Below are 15,484 nucleotides of genomic sequence, written 5' to 3'. Positions count from 1 at the left end.
CTCTCAGGTACGATTCGCAGCGCTTTGCGGCATATCGGCGTCGGCGCTCAACTCGCGCACGGCGATATAACGTTCGCTACGACGGGTGCGATCCAGCACCTGCCCGACCAGTTGTCCACAGGCCGCATCGATGTCTTCGCCGCGCGTGGTACGCACGGTGACGTTGAAGCCTGCGTGATGCAGTTGATCCTGGAACCGGCGAATGGCGTTGTTGCTCGGCCGCTCGTAACCGGAATGCGGGAACGGGTTGAACGGGATCAGGTTGATCTTGCAAGGAATGTCCTTGAGCAACGCGATCATCTCAACAGCGTGTTCAACCTTATCATTGACGTCCTTGAGCAGCGTGTACTCAATCGTCAGCACACGTTTCTCGCCCAGCGACGACATGTAGCGCTGGCAGGATTCGAGCAGCATCTTCAGCGGGTACTTCTTGTTGATCGGTACCAGCTGGTTGCGCAGCGCATCGTTCGGTGCGTGCAGGGACAACGCCAGGGAGACGTCGATGTGCTTGGCCAGCTCATCGATCATCGGTACCACGCCGGAGGTCGACAGGGTCACGCGGCGCTTGGAGATGCCGTAGCCCAGGTCGTCCATCATCAGGTGCATGGCCGAGATGACGTTGTCGAAGTTCAGCAGCGGTTCACCCATGCCCATCATCACCACGTTGGTGATGGCACGGTCGACGGTCGCCGGGACGCTGCCAAAGGATTTGTTGGCAATCCACACCTGGCCGATGACTTCGGCGGCGGTGAGGTTGCTATTGAAGCCTTGCTTGCCGGTGGAGCAGAAACTGCAATCCAGGGCACAGCCTGCCTGGGACGAAACGCACAAGGTGCCGCGTTTGCCCTGGGGAATGTAAACGGTCTCGACGCAGCTGCCGGACGCCACGCGCACCACCCATTTACGGGTGCCGTCGCTGGAGATGTCCTCGCTGACCACTTCCGGACCACGAATTTCGGCAACGGCCTTGAGCTTTTCGCGCAAGGCCTTGCCGACGTTCGTCATGGCGTCGAAATCATCGACGCCAAAGTGGTGAATCCATTTCATTACCTGACCGGCACGGAAACGCTTCTCCCCGATTGAGTCGAAGAATTTTTCCATTTCCGGTTGAGTCAGACCCAACAGGTTAGTTTTGCCAGTCGATGTAGTCATGGTTTCACCTTCACTCACGGGCCTTTGGCTTAGCGAGTGGTCACTTCGGTGGAAGCGAAGAAATAAGCGATTTCGCGTGCAGCAGCGGCTTCGGAGTCCGAACCGTGAACGGCGTTGGCGTCGATGGATTCAGCGAAGTCAGCACGGATGGTGCCGGCAGCAGCTTCTTTAGGGTTGGTAGCGCCCATCAGCTCACGGTTCAGAGCGATAGCGTTTTCGCCTTCCAGAACCTGAACGACAACCGGACCGGAAGTCATGAAAGCAACCAGCTCGCCGAAGAAACCACGAGCGCTGTGCTCAGCGTAGAAGCCTTCAGCTTCGGCTTTCGACAGTTGCTTCATTTTCGAAGCTACAACGCGCAGGCCAGCTTTTTCGAAACGGGTAACGATCTCGCCGATGACGTTTTTTGCAACAGCGTCAGGCTTGATGATGGAGAAAGTACGTTGAACAGCCATGGTGTAACTCCAGAAACGGTGATTAAAGCGAAAAATTAAACCCGCGAATTATACGCGGGTTTATAGGGATTGCCTAACTGCGTACGGGACAGACTCAGTCTGCTTCTTCGATCCAGGCGGCCTGAATTGCTTCAAGAACCTTCTCGCCACCGCGAGCCGGATCGTCGCTGAATTCCGGCAGTGCCAGAACCCATTGGTGCAGATCGACAAAGTTTACGTACCGCGGATCCACATCCGGCTTGGACTCAGCCAGCTGGATCGCGATTTCCAGCACATCAACCCATTTCAGACTCATGATGATTCCTTGAATCAGTGCGGCGCTTCGGCCGCATGGTTGAGCGAGTATTTCGGAATTTCGACGGTCAGGTCTTCCTCGCCGACGATCGCCTGACAGGATAGACGCGATTGCGCCTCCAGGCCCCAGGCCTTGTCCAGCAGGTCTTCTTCCAGCTCGTCGGCTTCGTTCAGCGAGTCGAAACCCTCGCGAATGATGCAGTGGCAGGTGGTGCAGGCGCAGACGCCGCCGCAGGCGCTCTCGATCTCGATGTGGTTGTCATGCGCCACTTCGAGAATCGAGGTACCCGGTGCAGCCTCTACAACCAGGCCATCCGGGCAAAACACGGCGTGTGGCAGAAAAATGATCTGCGGCATCAGTTATTCCTCGATTTCATTCAGATTGCGCCCCGCCAGAGCGGCTTTCACCGTCGAGTCCAGGCGGCGGGCAGCAAAAGCATCGGTCACTTGCGACAGACGCTTGGTCTGCTGCTCGATGGCGTAACCATCGGTGCCACGCATCAATTCACTCAATTCCTGCATTTGCAGCTCGATGACCATGCGCTCTTCGGCATCCAGCAGACGCTCGCCGTCTGCTTCCAGAGCGCCCTGCACCGCTTCGATCAGACGCTGGGCATCGACCTGCTGCTCACGCAGCACGCGGGCGACCTTGTCGTCGCTGGCGTACTGGAAGGAGTCCTTGAGCATCCTGGCGATTTCGCCGTCGGTCAGGCCGTAGGATGGCTTGACCTGGATGCTGGCTTCAACGCCCGAGCCCAGCTCGCGAGCGGACACGCTCAGCAGACCGTCGGCATCGACCTGGAAGGTCACGCGGATCTTCGCCGCTCCGGCGACCATGGCCGGAATACCGCGCAGCTCGAAACGCGCCAGGGAGCGGCAGTCGCTGATCAGCTCGCGCTCGCCCTGCAATACATGAATCATCATGGCCGACTGGCCATCTTTGTAAGTGGTGAAGTCTTGGGCACGGGCAACGGGGATAGTGGTGTTACGCGGAATCACCTTCTCCATCAGCCCGCCCATGGTTTCCAGCCCCAGGGACAGCGGAATCACATCAAGCAGCAGCAGTTCGCCACCATCGCGCTTGTTGCCGGCCAGGGTATCGGCCTGGATCGCAGCACCAATGGCCACCACCTGATCCGGGTCGATCTCGGTCAGCGGCTGGCGACCGAACATTTCGGCGACAGCTTCGCGAACCCGTGGAACACGGGTCGAACCGCCGACCATGACCACCGCCTGGACATCTTCCAGCTCGACATTGGAATCACGCACGGCGCGACGGCAAGCCTTGAGGCTGCGCGCCACCATCGGCTCGATCAGGGCATCGAAGGCTTCACGGGTCAGCGGCGCCGACCAGGAGCCATAGGTCACGTCGACCGACGGGGCATTGGTGAGCGCTTCCTTGGCGGCGCAAGCGATTTGCAGCAGATTGCGCTGCTTACCCGGATCGAGATCGGCGGACAGGCCGGCGCTCTCGATGATCCAGCCAGCGATCGCATGATCGAAATCGTCTCCGCCCAGGGCGCTGTCGCCACCGGTGGCCAGCACTTCGAAGACGCCGCCGGTCAGGCGCAGAATGGAAATATCGAAGGTCCCGCCACCCAGGTCATAAATGGCCACCACGCCTTCAGCGTGTTGATCCAGACCATAGGCCACAGCCGCCGCGGTCGGCTCGTTGAGCAGACGCAACACGTTGAGACCAGCCAGCTTGGCCGCATCCTTAGTCGCTTGACGCTGCGCATCGTCGAAATAGGCCGGAACGGTGATCACCGCCCCCACCAGCTCACCACCCAGGGTCGACTCGGCGCGCTGGCGCAAGACCTTGAGGATGTCGGCGGAAACTTCCACCGGGCTTTTCGGGCCCTGGATGGTGTCGATGAACGGCATGTGCGACTCGCCGTCGACGAAGCGGTACGGCAGCTGTTCGCCCAATTGCTTGACGTCGGACAGACCACGCCCCATCAAGCGCTTGACCGACAGCACAGTGTTCAAGGGGTCGGCAGACGCCGCCAGCCTGGCGGACTCGCCCACCTCGACATGGTCGGCGTGATAACGCACGGCAGACGGCAGGATGACCTGCCCGTTGGCGTCGGCCAGCGGCTCGGAAAGACCACTGCGCAAGGCAGCGACCAGCGAATTGGTAGTACCCAAGTCGATCCCCACAGCCAGGCGACGCTGGTGCGGTTGAGGACTTTGACCGGGTTCGGCGATCTGCAGTAGGGCCATGTTTATCTGGACTTATCTGAATATCAGGCGTGCGACCGGAGCGGCACTGGGTTAATCGTCGAGGCGCTCTTCTAACTGGCGCACTTCGTAGGTGAGCTTGTCGAGGAACTGCATGCGCCGCATCAGGCGCTCGGCCTGTTCGCGTTGCGCAGCATCATCCCAACAGGCTGCGAAGCTTTCGTTCAATTCATCCTGGGCCACTTTCAGGCGGCGCTTGAAGGCTGCAATACCGGCCAGGTCGGCCTCGTCCTGCAGATCCTCGAGTTCTTCGCGCCACTGCATCTGCTGCAGAAGGAACTCCGGATCGTGCACCGTGACCTCCAGCGGCAGCTCATGGCCGCCCATGGCGAGCAGGTATCGCGCGCGCTTGGGAGGGCTCTTGAGGGTCTGGTAGGCCTCGTTGAGGCTGGCGGATTGCTCCAGCGCCAGCCGCTGCTCACGCTCGGAAGCGTCAGCGAAGCGGTCCGGATGAACGGCACGCGCCAACTCACGGTAACGCGTGGCCAGCTGATCGAGATCCAGACGGAAGCTCGGTTGCAGCTCAAATAAAGCGAAATGACAAGGAGTACCCACGAGCAGCCTCAGATGTTGAAGCTTTCGCCGCAGCCACATTCACCGCGCACGTTGGGGTTGTTGAACTTGAAGCCTTCGTTCAACCCTTCCTTGACGAAGTCCAGTTCGGTGCCATCCAGGTAGGTCAGGCTTTTCGGATCAATGATCACTTTCTCGCCATGACTCTCGAACACCTGATCGTCTTCACCGATCTCGTCGACGAACTCCAGGACATAGGCAAGGCCGGAACAGCCCGTGGTGCGAACACCCAGACGAATCCCATCACCTTTGCCGCGCCCGTTGAGGGAGCGTCGCACGTGTTGAGCAGCCGCTTCTGTCATGCTGATAGCCATCGTGACTCCTTACTTTTCGCTCAATCTGTGAAAGCTGATCCGCTGAATCAGATCAGGCCTTTCTTCTGCTTGTAATCGCGAACGGCGGCCTTGATGGCGTCTTCGGCGAGTACCGAGCAGTGGATTTTCACTGGCGGCAGGGCCAGCTCTTCAGCCAGCTGAGTGTTCTTGATGGTCTCTGCTTCATCCAGAGTCTTGCCCTTCATCCACTCGGTAGCCAGGGAGCTGGAGGCGATAGCCGAACCGCAACCGTAGGTCTTGAACTTGGCATCTTCGATGATGCCCTGCTCGTTGACCTTGATCTGCAGGCGCATCACGTCGCCGCACGCCGGAGCGCCGACCATGCCGGTGCCGACATCAGGATCTTCCGCGTTCATTTTGCCGACGTTGCGCGGGTTCTCGTAGTGGTCGATGACCTTTTCGCTGTAAGCCATGATTCTTAATCCTCACTCATCAGGGCCGCTCTTGAGCCCCTGTAGTTACGCCTGCGTCAGTCGCCGCGTCGCTACAGGAGCTGTACCTGGCGGCTTCTATATTTAGTGTGCCGCCCACTCGATCTTCGAGATATCGACGCCGTCTTTGTACATGTCCCACAGCGGCGACAGAGCGCGCAGCTTGGTCACGGCCTCGCAGACTTTCTGCGCGGCATAATCGATTTCTTCTTCGGTGGTGAAGCGGCCGAAGGTGAAGCGGATCGAGCTGTGTGCCAGTTCGTCGTTGCGGCCCAGGGCGCGCAGTACGTACGAAGGCTCCAGCGAAGCCGAGGTGCAGGCCGAACCGGAGGAAACCGCCAGGTCCTTGAGCGCCATGATCAGCGACTCGCCTTCGACGTAGTTGAAGCTCAGGTTCAGGTTGTGCGGTACACGAGCAGTCATGCTGCCGTTGATGTACAGCTCTTCCAGGTGCTCGACCTGCTTGTAGAAGCGGTCGCTCAACGCCTTGATGCGCAGGTTTTCGGCAGCCATGTCTTCCTTGGCTACACGGAAGGCTTCGCCCATGCCAACGATCTGGTGGGTAGCCAGAGTGCCGGAACGCATGCCGCGCTCGTGACCGCCGCCGTGCATGGTCGCCTCAAGGCGAACCCGCGGCTTGCGGCTGACGTACAGCGCGCCGATGCCTTTAGGACCGTAGGTCTTGTGGGCGGAGAAGGACATCAGGTCGACTTTCAGCGCCTGCAGGTCGATGTCGACCTTGCCGGTGGACTGAGCCGCGTCGACGTGGAACAGAATGCCTTTGGAACGAGTCAGCTCGCCGATGGCGGCGATGTCGTTGATGGTGCCGATTTCGTTGTTCACGTGCATGATCGACACCAGGATGGTGTCGTCGCGCAGGGCGGCTTCGACCATGGCCGGAGTGATCAGGCCGTCTTCGCCAGGCTCGATGTAGGTGACTTCGAAGCCTTCACGCTCGAGTTGGCGCATGGTGTCCAGGACAGCCTTGTGCTCGATCTTCGAGGTGATCAGGTGCTTGCCCTTGGTGTGGTAGAAATGCGCGACACCCTTGATTGCCAGGTTGTCGGACTCGGTGGCACCGGAGGTCCAGACAATTTCACGTGGGTCGGCGTTAACCAGGTCAGCCACTTGGCGACGGGCATTTTCCACCGATTCTTCGGCTTTCCAACCGAACACGTGGGAGCGGGACGCCGGGTTACCGAAGTTTCCGTCGACCAGCAGGCATTCACTCATCTTTTGCGCGACACGCGGATCAACCGGGGTGGTCGCTGAGTAATCAAGGTAAATCGGCAATTTCATGGACTCTCTCCTAAATCAGGCTGGCTGGCGTGCCGCTAGCTCTTTGGCTGTCATTCGACGGCGGACGCTTCAATCTTGTCCAGGTGCTGCGCCTTGCCATTACAGCGGCGCTGATCCTGACGCTGGGCTACTTCTTGCACCTCACGGCGAGTCACAAGGTCAGCCAAGCTGATACCGCTCAGAAATTCGTGAATCTGCAGGCTCAGATCGCACCACAGGTGGTGGGTCAGACAGGTGTCGCCGGAATGGCAATCGCCCTGGCCCTGGCATTTGGTTGCATCGACCGACTCGTTCACCGCATCGATCACCTGGGCCACCTGAATGCCTTGCATGTCGCGCGACAGCTGGTAGCCACCGCCTGGACCACGCACGCTGGACACCAGATTGCTGCGGCGCAACTTGGCGAAGAGCTGTTCGAGATAGGACAGGGAGATGCCTTGGCGCTCAGAGATATCGGCCAGGGACACCGGCCCATGTTGCGCGTGCAACGCCAGGTCAAGCATGGCAGTTACCGCGTATCGGCCTTTTGTAGTCAGTCGCATGGACAAGTACCACGGAGTGTTTCGGGATGGGAGCGAGTATGCAATTCCCGAGTAATTAAGTCAACTATAAGACCTACTACTTTAGTCAGGTTTACCCGCAAAAGAGCGCGCGAATCATAGCAAAGTCTGCAGGGTAATGGCACGCCCTGGATTTGACGGGTGACTAATGGGTCCCAGCGCCCTTTCAGACTCGGGGCGAGCAAGCTCACCTTAGAAAAACCATAACGCTCTTCTGCAGCAGCAAGCTTGCTCGCGATCAACGCCAAGGCGCCTGGACGACTCAGCCGACCTGACTGTCGCCCTTGTCCTTGACGCCTGCGAAGTCCTCATCGCGCAGCGCCGGCAGATCCTTGGCGCAGTAGTTGCTACCCAGATCCTTCAAGGCCCCGCACATACCCTCCAGGCGCCCATCGACAGCCTGCAGGTGATCGAGCAACTGGCCAATGGCCCGCGCCACCGGGTCCGGCATGTCCTCGCTGACACCATAGGCGTCGAAACCGAGCTTCTCGGCCATAGCCTTGCGCTTGGCTTCCTGCTCGTCATCGGACTTCACGATGATGCGCCCGGGAATGCCCACTACCGTGGCACCCGCTGGCACCGCCTTGGTCACCACCGCATTGGAACCGACCTTGGCCCCCGCCCCCACGGTGAACGGGCCCAGCACCTTGGCGCCCGCCCCCACCACCACACCATCTTCCAGGGTCGGGTGACGCTTGCCCTTGTTCCAGCTGGTGCCGCCCAGGGTCACGCCCTGATAGAGGGTGACGTCGTCACCGATCTCGGCGGTTTCGCCAATGACGATGCCCATGCCGTGGTCGATAAAGAAGCGGCGACCAACCTTGGCCCCCGGGTGAATCTCGATCCCAGTCAGCCAGCGCCCGAAGTTCGACACCAGGCGCGCCAGCCACTTCCAGCCCATGCCCCACAACGCGCCGGACAGGCGATGAATCCAGATGGCGTGCATGCCCGGGTAGCAGGTCAGGACCTCGAACGCATTACGCGCCGCCGGGTCACGATGGAAAACACTCTGGATATCTTCACGCAAACGCTCAAACATCATCATTCTTCCGCTTAAGGAGCTCGCCACGGGCCGCTTTCTGGGTCTCCGTGAGGATGCCACGCAAAATATTCATTTCCGCCCGGCTTACCGAGCTGCGTCCGTACAACCGGCGCAGGCGCGCCATCAAGTGCCGTGGTTTTTCCGGATCGAGGAAGTCGATGGCCACCAGCGTCTGCTCCAGATGCTCGTAGAACCGCTCCAGCTCGTCCATGGTCGCCAGCTCATCGCTACGCGGCGACGCCACTTCATCCTTCTCGACCTTGCTCGGCTGACCTTCGGCCGCCAGCCAGGACATACGCACTTCATAAGCAAGCACCTGCACCGCCGTCGCCAGGTTCAGCGAGCTGAACTCCGGGTCCGAAGGGATATGCACGTGAAAATGACATCGCTGCAGCTCGTCATTGGTCAGACCGGAATCTTCACGGCCGAAGACCAAGGCAATTTCGGCGCCCTGCCCTGCCTCTTGCACCACCTTGGCCCCGGATTCACGGGGATCGAGCAATGGCCAGGGGATACGCCGATCACGAGCACTGGTGCCAAACACCAGGGTGCAGCCGGCCAGGGCATCTTCCAGGGTGGCGACGACCTGAGCGTTTTCAAGAATGTCGGTAGCGCCGGATGCACGCGCATCGGCCTCATGGGACGGGAAAATCCGCGGCTCGACCAGTACCAGCCGCGACAACCCCATGTTCTTCATGGCACGCGCAGCCCCACCGATGTTCCCGGGATGACTGGTATTGACCAGGACGACACGAATGTTCTGCAGCAAGGGAGGCGCTCTCGGACACGGGAAAGGGGAGCAAATCTTACAGAACCGCCAGCGCTCCCGCCTCAAAAATAACTGCTTCTGGCTGGCACCTTATAGAAGCCGGCCAACTCCAGACGGACTGCCGCTCGTCAAAATGTCCGCGTATTTATGGGCCCGAGCGACAGTCCGAGGCAAGCGGAGCGAATGTCGACCTTCATCTGCAAAAGTTTTCTGCTAGAATGCTCGGCTTTCTTTAACAACCTTAGGTGACCTATCCATGCAGCCAATGCTGAATATCGCGCTGCGCGCCGCCCGCAGCGCCAGTGAACTGATTTTCCGCTCCATCGAGCGCCTGGATACCATCAAGGTCGACGAAAAAGACGCCAAAGACTACGTATCCGAAGTTGATCGCGCTGCCGAGCAGAAGATCATCGACGCATTGCGCAAGGCCTACCCGACTCACGGCATTCTCGGTGAAGAAACCGGTCTGCACGCTGGCAGCGGCGAAGGCGAAGACTACCTGTGGATCATCGACCCACTGGACGGCACCACCAACTTCCTGCGCGGTATTCCTCATTTCGCTGTCAGCATCGCCTGCAAATACCGTGGTCGCCTGGAACACGCCGTGGTTCTGGACCCGGTGCGCCAGGAAGAATTCACCGCCAGCCGTGGTCGCGGCGCACAACTGAATGGTCGTCGCCTGCGCGTCAGCGGCCGCACCAGCCTGGACGGAGCCCTGCTGGGTACCGGCTTCCCGTTCCGTGACGACCAGATGGACAACCTCGACAACTACCTGGGCATGTTCCGCGCCCTGGTTGGCCAGACCGCCGGCATCCGCCGCGCTGGCGCCGCCAGCCTGGACCTGGCCTACGTGGCCGCCGGTCGCTTCGACGCCTTCTGGGAGTCAGGCCTGTCCGAGTGGGACATGGCTGCAGGCGCCCTGCTGATCCAAGAAGCCGGCGGCCTGGTGAGCGACTTCACCGGCGGTCACGACTTCCTGGAAAAAGGCCACGTGGTTGCCGGCAACACCAAATGCTTCAAGGCGGTCCTCACCGCCATCCAGCCGCATCTGCCGGCTTCGCTGAAGCGCTAAGCGCCAGCGACAAAAAAGCACCCTGCGGGGTGCTTTTTTTATGCCTGGGATTTGTCGGAAACCACTTTCCTTGTAGGAGCGAGGCTTGCCCGCGATCTGGGCACCGCGGTATATCAGCCTCATTCGGGGCTGAAGCTATCGCGGGCAAGCCTCGCTCCTACAGAAGCAAACCCAAGCCACAGGCAATAAAAAAGCACCCCGCAGGGTGCTTTTTTTGATTGACGCCGAAAGGCTTATTGCGCCGGCTGGTTCTGACCCAGGATCAGCTGGCCTTCCTTGTTGACCGGAATCTGGCTGCCTGGATCACGATCCATACGCACTTGGCCTTGCTTGCCGTTCAGCTCGTACTTCACGTCATAACCCACGACCTTTTCACTGATGTCGTTGACCGTGTTGCAGCGAGTCTGGGTGGTGGTGTAGGTATCACGCTCCTGCATGCCTTCCTGCACCTTGTTACCGGCGTAACCACCGCCGACCGCACCGGCGACCGTGGCGATCTTCTTGCCTGTACCGCCGCCGATCTGGTTACCCAGAAGGCCGCCGGCCAGTGCACCGACCACCGTACCGGCGATCTGATGTTGATCCTTCACCGGAGCCTGACGGGTCACGGTGACGTCCTTGCATACTTCACGCGGTGTTTTGATCTGTTGTTTGACCGGCTGAACTGCCAGCACCTGCGCATACTCAGGGCCACTATTGACCAGCTTGTAGGTGGCAACAGCCCCCCCAGCAGTCACAGCGACGGCACCTAATACCGCACCAACCAGCATCGACTTGTTCACGTGAACCTCCTGACCATCACAAGCGGGACAAGCCCGCGCTTCTCCCTGCCTTGGAGCATAAAAAAAGGCGCGAGTTCAATACTCGCGCCTTTTCGACTGCCTGCCGGGAAGCGGAAACCGTTATGGACGGTCGTCGACTTCCTTATCGGTATTGGCCGGAGGAATCAGGTCCTCGCTGCTCAGGTTCAGCCAGATCAGCACCACGTTGGCGATGTAGATCGACGAGTAGGTACCCGCCAGAACACCCACGAACAATGCGATGGAGAAGCCCCACAGGTTGTCGCCACCGAAGAACAGCAGCGCCGCGATCGCCAGCAGGGTGGAGATCGAGGTCGCCATGGTGCGCAGCAGGGTCTGGGTGGTCGAGATGTTGATGTTCTCGATCAGGCTGGCCTTGCGCAGCACGCGGAAGTTCTCACGCACCCGGTCGAACACCACGATGGTGTCGTTGAGCGAGTAACCGATGATCGCCAGTACCGCCGCCAGCACCGTCAGGTCGAAGGTGATCTGGAAGAAAGACAGGATACCTACGGTCACCACCACGTCGTGGATCAGCGAGACGATGGCACCTACCGCGAACTTCCACTGAAAGCGGAAGGCCAGGTAGATCAGGATGCCGCCCAGCGCCATCAGCATGCCGAGGCCGCCCTGGTCGCGCAGCTCTTCACCCACCTGCGGGCCGACGAACTCGACGCGCTTGACCTGCGCCGGGTTGTCGCCGCCAGTCTTCTGCAGCGCTTCTGCCACCTGGTGGCCCAGTTGCGGGTCTTCACCCGGCATCCGCACCAGCAGATCGGTGGTGGCACCGAAGCTTTGCACGATCGCTTCGTGATAGCCGGATTCGCTCAGTTGAGCACGAACCTTCATCACATCCGCCGGACGCTCGTAGGTCAGCTCGATGAGCGTACCGCCGGTAAAGTCCAGGCCGTAGTTCAACCCCTTGTGGAACCAGCTGAACAGCGCCAGAACGGTCAGGAGCAGGGTGACGCCGAACGCAACGTTGCGGACGCCCATGAAGTTGATAGTACGTAACATGGCAGCCCCTTAAATCCACAACTTCTTGAAGTCACGACCGCCGAAGATCAGGTTGACCATCGCGCGGGTCAGCCAGATGGCCGTGAACATCGAGGTAAAGATCCCGAGGGACATGGTCACCGCAAAGCCTTTGACCGGGCCGGTGCCCATGGCAAAGAGAATCCCGCCGACCAGCAATGTGGTCAGGTTGGAGTCGAGAATCGCGGTGAATGCCCGGCCGAAGCCTTCATTGATTGCCCGCTGCACGGTCATGCCGGCGGCGATCTCTTCACGTATCCGCGAGAAGATCAGTACGTTGGCGTCCACCGCCATACCCATGGTCAGCACGATACCGGCGATACCCGGCAGGGTCAGCGTAGCCCCCAGCAAGGACATCAGGGCCAGCAGCAGCACCATGTTCAGCGCCAGCGCCACAGTGGCGATGATGCCGAAGAAACGGTAGATGGCGATGATGAACAGCGACACAAACAGCATGCCCCACAGCGACGCATCGATACCCTTGGTGATGTTGTCGGCACCCAGGCTCGGGCCGATGGTGCGCTCTTCGGCGAAGTACATCGGTGCGGCCAGGCCACCGGCACGCAGCAGCAGCGCCAGCTCGGAGGACTCGCCCTGGCCGTTCAGGCCGGTGATGCGGAACTGGCTACCCAGCGGCGACTGGATGGTCGCCAGGCTGATGATCTTCTTCTCTTCCTTGAAGCTCTGCACCGCGACGTCTTTCTCGACACCGTCGACTACTTGCTTGGTGTAAGTGGTGGTCGGCTTCTGCTCGATGAAGATCACCGCCATGCTGCGACCGACGTTGCTGCGGGTCGAACGGCTCATCAGCTCGCCGCCGTGGCCATCGAGCTTGATGTTCACCTGTGGACGACCGTGTTCGTCGAAGCCCGCCTGGGCGTCGGTCACCTGGTCACCGGTGATGATCAGGCCACGCTCGATCAGCGCAGGAGGACGATTGCCTTCACGGAACTCGAAAGATTCAGAAGTGGCTTTCGAAGCGCCCGGCTCGGCGGCCAGACGGAATTCAAGGTTGGCCGTCTTGCCCAGGATACGCTTGGCTTCAGCGGTGTCCTGCACGCCCGGCAGCTCAACCACGATACGGTTGGCACCCTGGCGCTGAACCAGAGGCTCGGCGACACCCAGCTCGTTGACGCGGTTACGCACCGTGGTCAAGTTCTGCTTGATGGAGTATTCACGGATTTCCGCCAGCTTGGCCGGGGTCATCGCCAGACGCAGCACCGCCTGACCATTGAGGTCGGCCGGAACAATGTCGAAATCGTTGAAGTTCTTGCGGATCAGCGTACGTGCCTGTTCACGGGTCGCTTCATCGCTGAAGCCCAGCTGAATGGCGCCATTGAGCTGCGGCAGGCTGCGATAGCGCAGGCGCTCTTTACGCAGCAGGCTCTTCACATCGCCTTCGTAGACTTTCAGGCGTGCGTCGAGGGCTTTTTCCATGTCCACTTCCAGCAGGAAGTGCACACCACCGGACAAGTCCAGGCCCAGCTTCATCGGATGCGCGCCGAGGTTGCGCAGCCATTGCGGGGTGGTTTGTGCCAGGTTCAATGCAACGACGTAGTCGTCACCCAGGGCCTTGCGCACGACGTCCTTGGCTGGAAGCTGGTCTTCCTGCTTGGTCAGACGCAACAGGCCGCCCTTGCCCTTGGCCGCGATGGTCGCTGCCTTGACGTTGATCCCGGCGTCGGTGAGCGCTTTGCTCGCACGATCCAGATCCGCCTGAGTGACCTGCAACGCAGTGCTCGCGCCGCTGACCTGAATGGCCGGATCATCAGGGTATAGATTGGGAGCGGAATAAATAAAACCGATCGCCAGCACCGCCAGGATCAGTACGTATTTCCACAGAGGGTATTTGTTCAGCATCACGCCGCCCGTTTATGAAGCGGGGCGCCTTGCGCGCCCCGTCGATTGGTAAAAGATGAAACTTAGATCGCCTTCAGCGTGCCTTTTGGCAGCGTGGCAGCGATAGCGCCTTTCTGGAACTTCATCTCGATAGTGTCGGAAACTTCCAGCACTACGAAGTCATCGGTCACTTTGGTGATCTTGCCGGCGATACCGCCAGTAGTCACAACTTCGTCACCTTTTTGCAGGCTGCCCAGCAGGTTCTTTTGCTCTTTGGCGCGCTTGGCCTGTGGACGCCAGATCATCAGGTAGAAGATGACCAGGAAACCGACCAGGAAAATCCACTCAAAGCCAGTGCCAGCAGGGCCAGCAGCAGGTGCAGCAGCGTCAGCCATTGCAGTCGAGATAAAAAAGCTCATGTAACACTCCGGATAATTACAAAAGTGGGTCTAAACGTCTTTAGAACTTATTCTAAAGGCGGCACGGGCAACCCGCGTTTGGCATAGAAGGAATCGACAAAGGCGGCCAATGTACCCTGTTGAATAGCCTCGCGCAAACCAGCCATAAGACGTTGGTAATGACGCAAATTATGGATGGTATTGAGCATGCTCCCCAGCATTTCGCCGCACTTGTCCAGATGATGCAGATAAGCACGGGAGAAGTTCTGGCAGGTATAGCAATCGCAGGTCGGATCCAGCGGCGAATCATCATGGCGATGGAACGCGTTGCGGATCTTCAGCACGCCAGTGTCAATGAACAGGTGCCCATTGCGGGCATTACGGGTTGGCATCACGCAATCGAACATGTCCACACCGCGGCGCACACCCTCAACCAGATCTTCCGGCTTGCCAACACCCATAAGGTAACGAGGTTTGTCTGCTGGCATCTGGCCCGGCAGGTAGTCCAGCACCTTGATCATCTCGTGCTTGGGCTCGCCCACCGACAGGCCACCGATGGCCAGGCCGTCGAAGCCGATCTTGTCCAGGCCTTCCAGGGAGCGCATGCGCAGGTCCTGGTGCATGCCGCCCTGGACGATGCCGAACAGCGCCGCCGTGTTGTCGCCATGGGCGTTCTTCGAGCGCTGGGCCCAGCGCAGCGACAGCTCCATGGACACCCGCGCGACGTCCTCGTCGGCCGGGTACGGGGTGCATTCGTCGAAGATCATCACGATGTCCGAGCCCAGGTCGCGCTGGACCTGCATCGACTCTTCCGGGCCCATGAAAACCTTGGCGCCGTCGACCGGCGAGGCGAAGGTCACGCCCTCCTCCTTGATCTTGCGCATGGCGCCCAGGCTGAACACCTGGAAACCGCCGGAGTCAGTGAGGATCGGGCCTTTCCACTGCATGAAGTCATGCAGGTCGCCGTGTTTCTTGATCACTTCGGTGCCCGGGCGCAGCCACAGGTGGAAGGTGTTGCCCAGGATGATTTCGGCGCCGGTGGCGACGATGTCCCGAGGCAGCATGCCCTTGACCGTGCCGTAGGTGCCCACCGGCATGAAGGCCGGGGTTTCCACGGTGCCACGGGGGAAGGTCAGACGACCGCGACGAGCCTTGCCATCGGTGGCGAGCAGCTCGAAAGACATACGAC

18 protein-coding genes are annotated in these 15,484 nt (G+C 59.9%); 1 reads left to right on the top strand and 17 read right to left on the bottom strand.

Features of this window, described 5'->3' with window-relative positions; translation table 11 throughout:
* Positions 1-3 precede the first annotated feature (3 nt).
* From rlmN to trmJ, 12 genes are all read right to left on the bottom strand, one after another.
* On the bottom strand, positions 4-1,152 hold the full coding sequence (rlmN, locus tag NRG23_RS25720; RefSeq protein ID WP_007929531.1) for a 23S rRNA (adenine(2503)-C(2))-methyltransferase RlmN: 1,149 nt from the start codon (positions 1,150-1,152) through the stop codon (positions 4-6).
* A gap of 29 nt (positions 1,153-1,181) precedes the next feature.
* A complete protein-coding gene (gene ndk / locus NRG23_RS25715) occupies positions 1,182-1,607 on the bottom strand; it encodes a nucleoside-diphosphate kinase (RefSeq protein WP_007929529.1) in 426 nt (141 codons plus the stop codon).
* 94 nt (positions 1,608-1,701) lie between these two features.
* Entirely contained in the window at positions 1,702-1,902 is a 201-nt protein-coding gene (iscX, locus tag NRG23_RS25710; RefSeq protein ID WP_007929528.1) for a Fe-S cluster assembly protein IscX, read from the bottom strand.
* 14 nt (positions 1,903-1,916) lie between these two features.
* Complete coding sequence (gene fdx, locus NRG23_RS25705; protein WP_007929527.1) at positions 1,917-2,258, bottom strand: ISC system 2Fe-2S type ferredoxin; 342 nt, start codon at positions 2,256-2,258, stop codon at positions 1,917-1,919.
* Positions 2,259-2,261: 3 nt separating this feature from the next.
* Complete coding sequence (hscA, locus tag NRG23_RS25700) at positions 2,262-4,124, bottom strand: Fe-S protein assembly chaperone HscA (protein WP_038634899.1); 1,863 nt, start codon at positions 4,122-4,124, stop codon at positions 2,262-2,264.
* Between the two features lie 51 nt (positions 4,125-4,175).
* The gene (gene hscB / locus NRG23_RS25695; protein ID WP_038576126.1) at positions 4,176-4,697 is read right to left on the bottom strand and encodes a co-chaperone HscB; all 522 of its coding nucleotides are present in this window, start codon (positions 4,695-4,697) and stop codon (positions 4,176-4,178) included.
* 8 nt (positions 4,698-4,705) lie between these two features.
* Positions 4,706-5,029, bottom strand: a complete 324-nt coding sequence (iscA, locus tag NRG23_RS25690; protein WP_007929524.1) for an iron-sulfur cluster assembly protein IscA — start codon at positions 5,027-5,029, stop codon at positions 4,706-4,708.
* Between the two features lie 47 nt (positions 5,030-5,076).
* Positions 5,077-5,463, bottom strand: coding sequence for a Fe-S cluster assembly scaffold IscU (iscU, locus tag NRG23_RS25685; protein ID WP_007929523.1), 387 nt, complete (start codon positions 5,461-5,463; stop codon positions 5,077-5,079).
* A gap of 102 nt (positions 5,464-5,565) precedes the next feature.
* On the bottom strand, positions 5,566-6,780 hold the full coding sequence (locus NRG23_RS25680) for an IscS subfamily cysteine desulfurase (RefSeq protein WP_009050642.1): 1,215 nt from the start codon (positions 6,778-6,780) through the stop codon (positions 5,566-5,568).
* Between the two features lie 50 nt (positions 6,781-6,830).
* Positions 6,831-7,322 (bottom strand): Fe-S cluster assembly transcriptional regulator IscR, encoded by a 492-nt coding sequence (iscR, locus tag NRG23_RS25675; RefSeq protein ID WP_009045442.1) that lies wholly within the window; start codon positions 7,320-7,322, stop codon positions 6,831-6,833.
* 280 nt (positions 7,323-7,602) lie between these two features.
* Positions 7,603-8,379 (bottom strand): serine O-acetyltransferase, encoded by a 777-nt coding sequence (gene cysE, locus NRG23_RS25670; protein ID WP_007929518.1) that lies wholly within the window; start codon positions 8,377-8,379, stop codon positions 7,603-7,605.
* Positions 8,372-9,151: a tRNA (cytosine(32)/uridine(32)-2'-O)-methyltransferase TrmJ gene (gene trmJ / locus NRG23_RS25665; RefSeq protein WP_009050643.1), complete on the bottom strand. Its 780-nt coding sequence runs from the start codon at positions 9,149-9,151 to the stop codon at positions 8,372-8,374. The genes cysE and trmJ overlap by 8 nt, the downstream gene beginning before the upstream one ends.
* Positions 9,152-9,407: 256 nt before the next feature.
* On the opposite strand from trmJ, the gene suhB reads away from it, so the two are divergent.
* Positions 9,408-10,223, top strand: coding sequence for an inositol-phosphate phosphatase (gene suhB / locus NRG23_RS25660; RefSeq protein WP_007929514.1), 816 nt, complete (start codon positions 9,408-9,410; stop codon positions 10,221-10,223).
* A 233-nt stretch (positions 10,224-10,456) separates the two neighbouring features.
* Here the strand turns inward: suhB and NRG23_RS25655 are convergent, their stop codons facing one another.
* The 5 genes from NRG23_RS25655 to tgt all read right to left on the bottom strand — a co-directional run bounded on the left by NRG23_RS25655 (position 10,457) and on the right by tgt (position 15,479).
* Complete coding sequence (locus NRG23_RS25655; protein ID WP_009050644.1) at positions 10,457-11,005, bottom strand: glycine zipper 2TM domain-containing protein; 549 nt, start codon at positions 11,003-11,005, stop codon at positions 10,457-10,459.
* Positions 11,006-11,125: 120 nt separating this feature from the next.
* The gene (gene secF, locus NRG23_RS25650; protein WP_009050645.1) at positions 11,126-12,040 is read right to left on the bottom strand and encodes a protein translocase subunit SecF; all 915 of its coding nucleotides are present in this window, start codon (positions 12,038-12,040) and stop codon (positions 11,126-11,128) included.
* Positions 12,041-12,049: 9 nt separating this feature from the next.
* Positions 12,050-13,918, bottom strand: coding sequence for a protein translocase subunit SecD (gene secD, locus NRG23_RS25645; RefSeq protein WP_009050646.1), 1,869 nt, complete (start codon positions 13,916-13,918; stop codon positions 12,050-12,052).
* A 62-nt stretch (positions 13,919-13,980) separates the two neighbouring features.
* On the bottom strand, positions 13,981-14,316 hold the full coding sequence (gene yajC, locus NRG23_RS25640) for a preprotein translocase subunit YajC (protein ID WP_007929510.1): 336 nt from the start codon (positions 14,314-14,316) through the stop codon (positions 13,981-13,983).
* A 47-nt stretch (positions 14,317-14,363) separates the two neighbouring features.
* Positions 14,364-15,479 carry a tRNA guanosine(34) transglycosylase Tgt gene (gene tgt / locus NRG23_RS25635; RefSeq protein WP_162096445.1) on the bottom strand — a complete coding sequence of 372 codons (1,116 nt, stop codon included), beginning with the start codon at positions 15,477-15,479 and terminating at the stop codon, positions 14,364-14,366.
* Positions 15,480-15,484 lie beyond the last annotated feature (5 nt).

It is taken from the genome of Pseudomonas sp. T8, assembly GCF_024610635.1.
GTDB lineage: Bacteria > Pseudomonadota > Gammaproteobacteria > Pseudomonadales > Pseudomonadaceae > Aquipseudomonas > Aquipseudomonas chlororaphis_I.
Note: the sequence above shows the minus strand (reverse complement) of the source record. Positions and strands in the feature narration are given on the sequence as shown.

Coding starts and splice junctions, on each gene's coding strand:
- rlmN (WP_007929531.1), bottom strand. CDS start 1,152: ATGACTACATCGACTGGCAAAACTAACCTGTTGGGTCTGACTCAACCG.
- ndk (WP_007929529.1), bottom strand. CDS start 1,607: ATGGCTGTTCAACGTACTTTCTCCATCATCAAGCCTGACGCTGTTGCA.
- iscX (WP_007929528.1), bottom strand. CDS start 1,902: ATGAGTCTGAAATGGGTTGATGTGCTGGAAATCGCGATCCAGCTGGCT.
- fdx (WP_007929527.1), bottom strand. CDS start 2,258: ATGCCGCAGATCATTTTTCTGCCACACGCCGTGTTTTGCCCGGATGGC.
- hscA (WP_038634899.1), bottom strand. CDS start 4,124: ATGGCCCTACTGCAGATCGCCGAACCCGGTCAAAGTCCTCAACCGCAC.
- iscA (WP_007929524.1), bottom strand. CDS start 5,029: ATGGCTATCAGCATGACAGAAGCGGCTGCTCAACACGTGCGACGCTCC.
- iscU (WP_007929523.1), bottom strand. CDS start 5,463: ATGGCTTACAGCGAAAAGGTCATCGACCACTACGAGAACCCGCGCAAC.
- NRG23_RS25680 (WP_009050642.1), bottom strand. CDS start 6,780: ATGAAATTGCCGATTTACCTTGATTACTCAGCGACCACCCCGGTTGAT.
- iscR (WP_009045442.1), bottom strand. CDS start 7,322: ATGCGACTGACTACAAAAGGCCGATACGCGGTAACTGCCATGCTTGAC.
- cysE (WP_007929518.1), bottom strand. CDS start 8,379: ATGTTTGAGCGTTTGCGTGAAGATATCCAGAGTGTTTTCCATCGTGAC.
- suhB (WP_007929514.1), top strand. CDS start 9,408: ATGCAGCCAATGCTGAATATCGCGCTGCGCGCCGCCCGCAGCGCCAGT.
- secF (WP_009050645.1), bottom strand. CDS start 12,040: ATGTTACGTACTATCAACTTCATGGGCGTCCGCAACGTTGCGTTCGGC.
- secD (WP_009050646.1), bottom strand. CDS start 13,918: ATGCTGAACAAATACCCTCTGTGGAAATACGTACTGATCCTGGCGGTG.
- yajC (WP_007929510.1), bottom strand. CDS start 14,316: ATGAGCTTTTTTATCTCGACTGCAATGGCTGACGCTGCTGCACCTGCT.
- tgt (WP_162096445.1), bottom strand. CDS start 15,479: ATGTCTTTCGAGCTGCTCGCCACCGATGGCAAGGCTCGTCGCGGTCGT.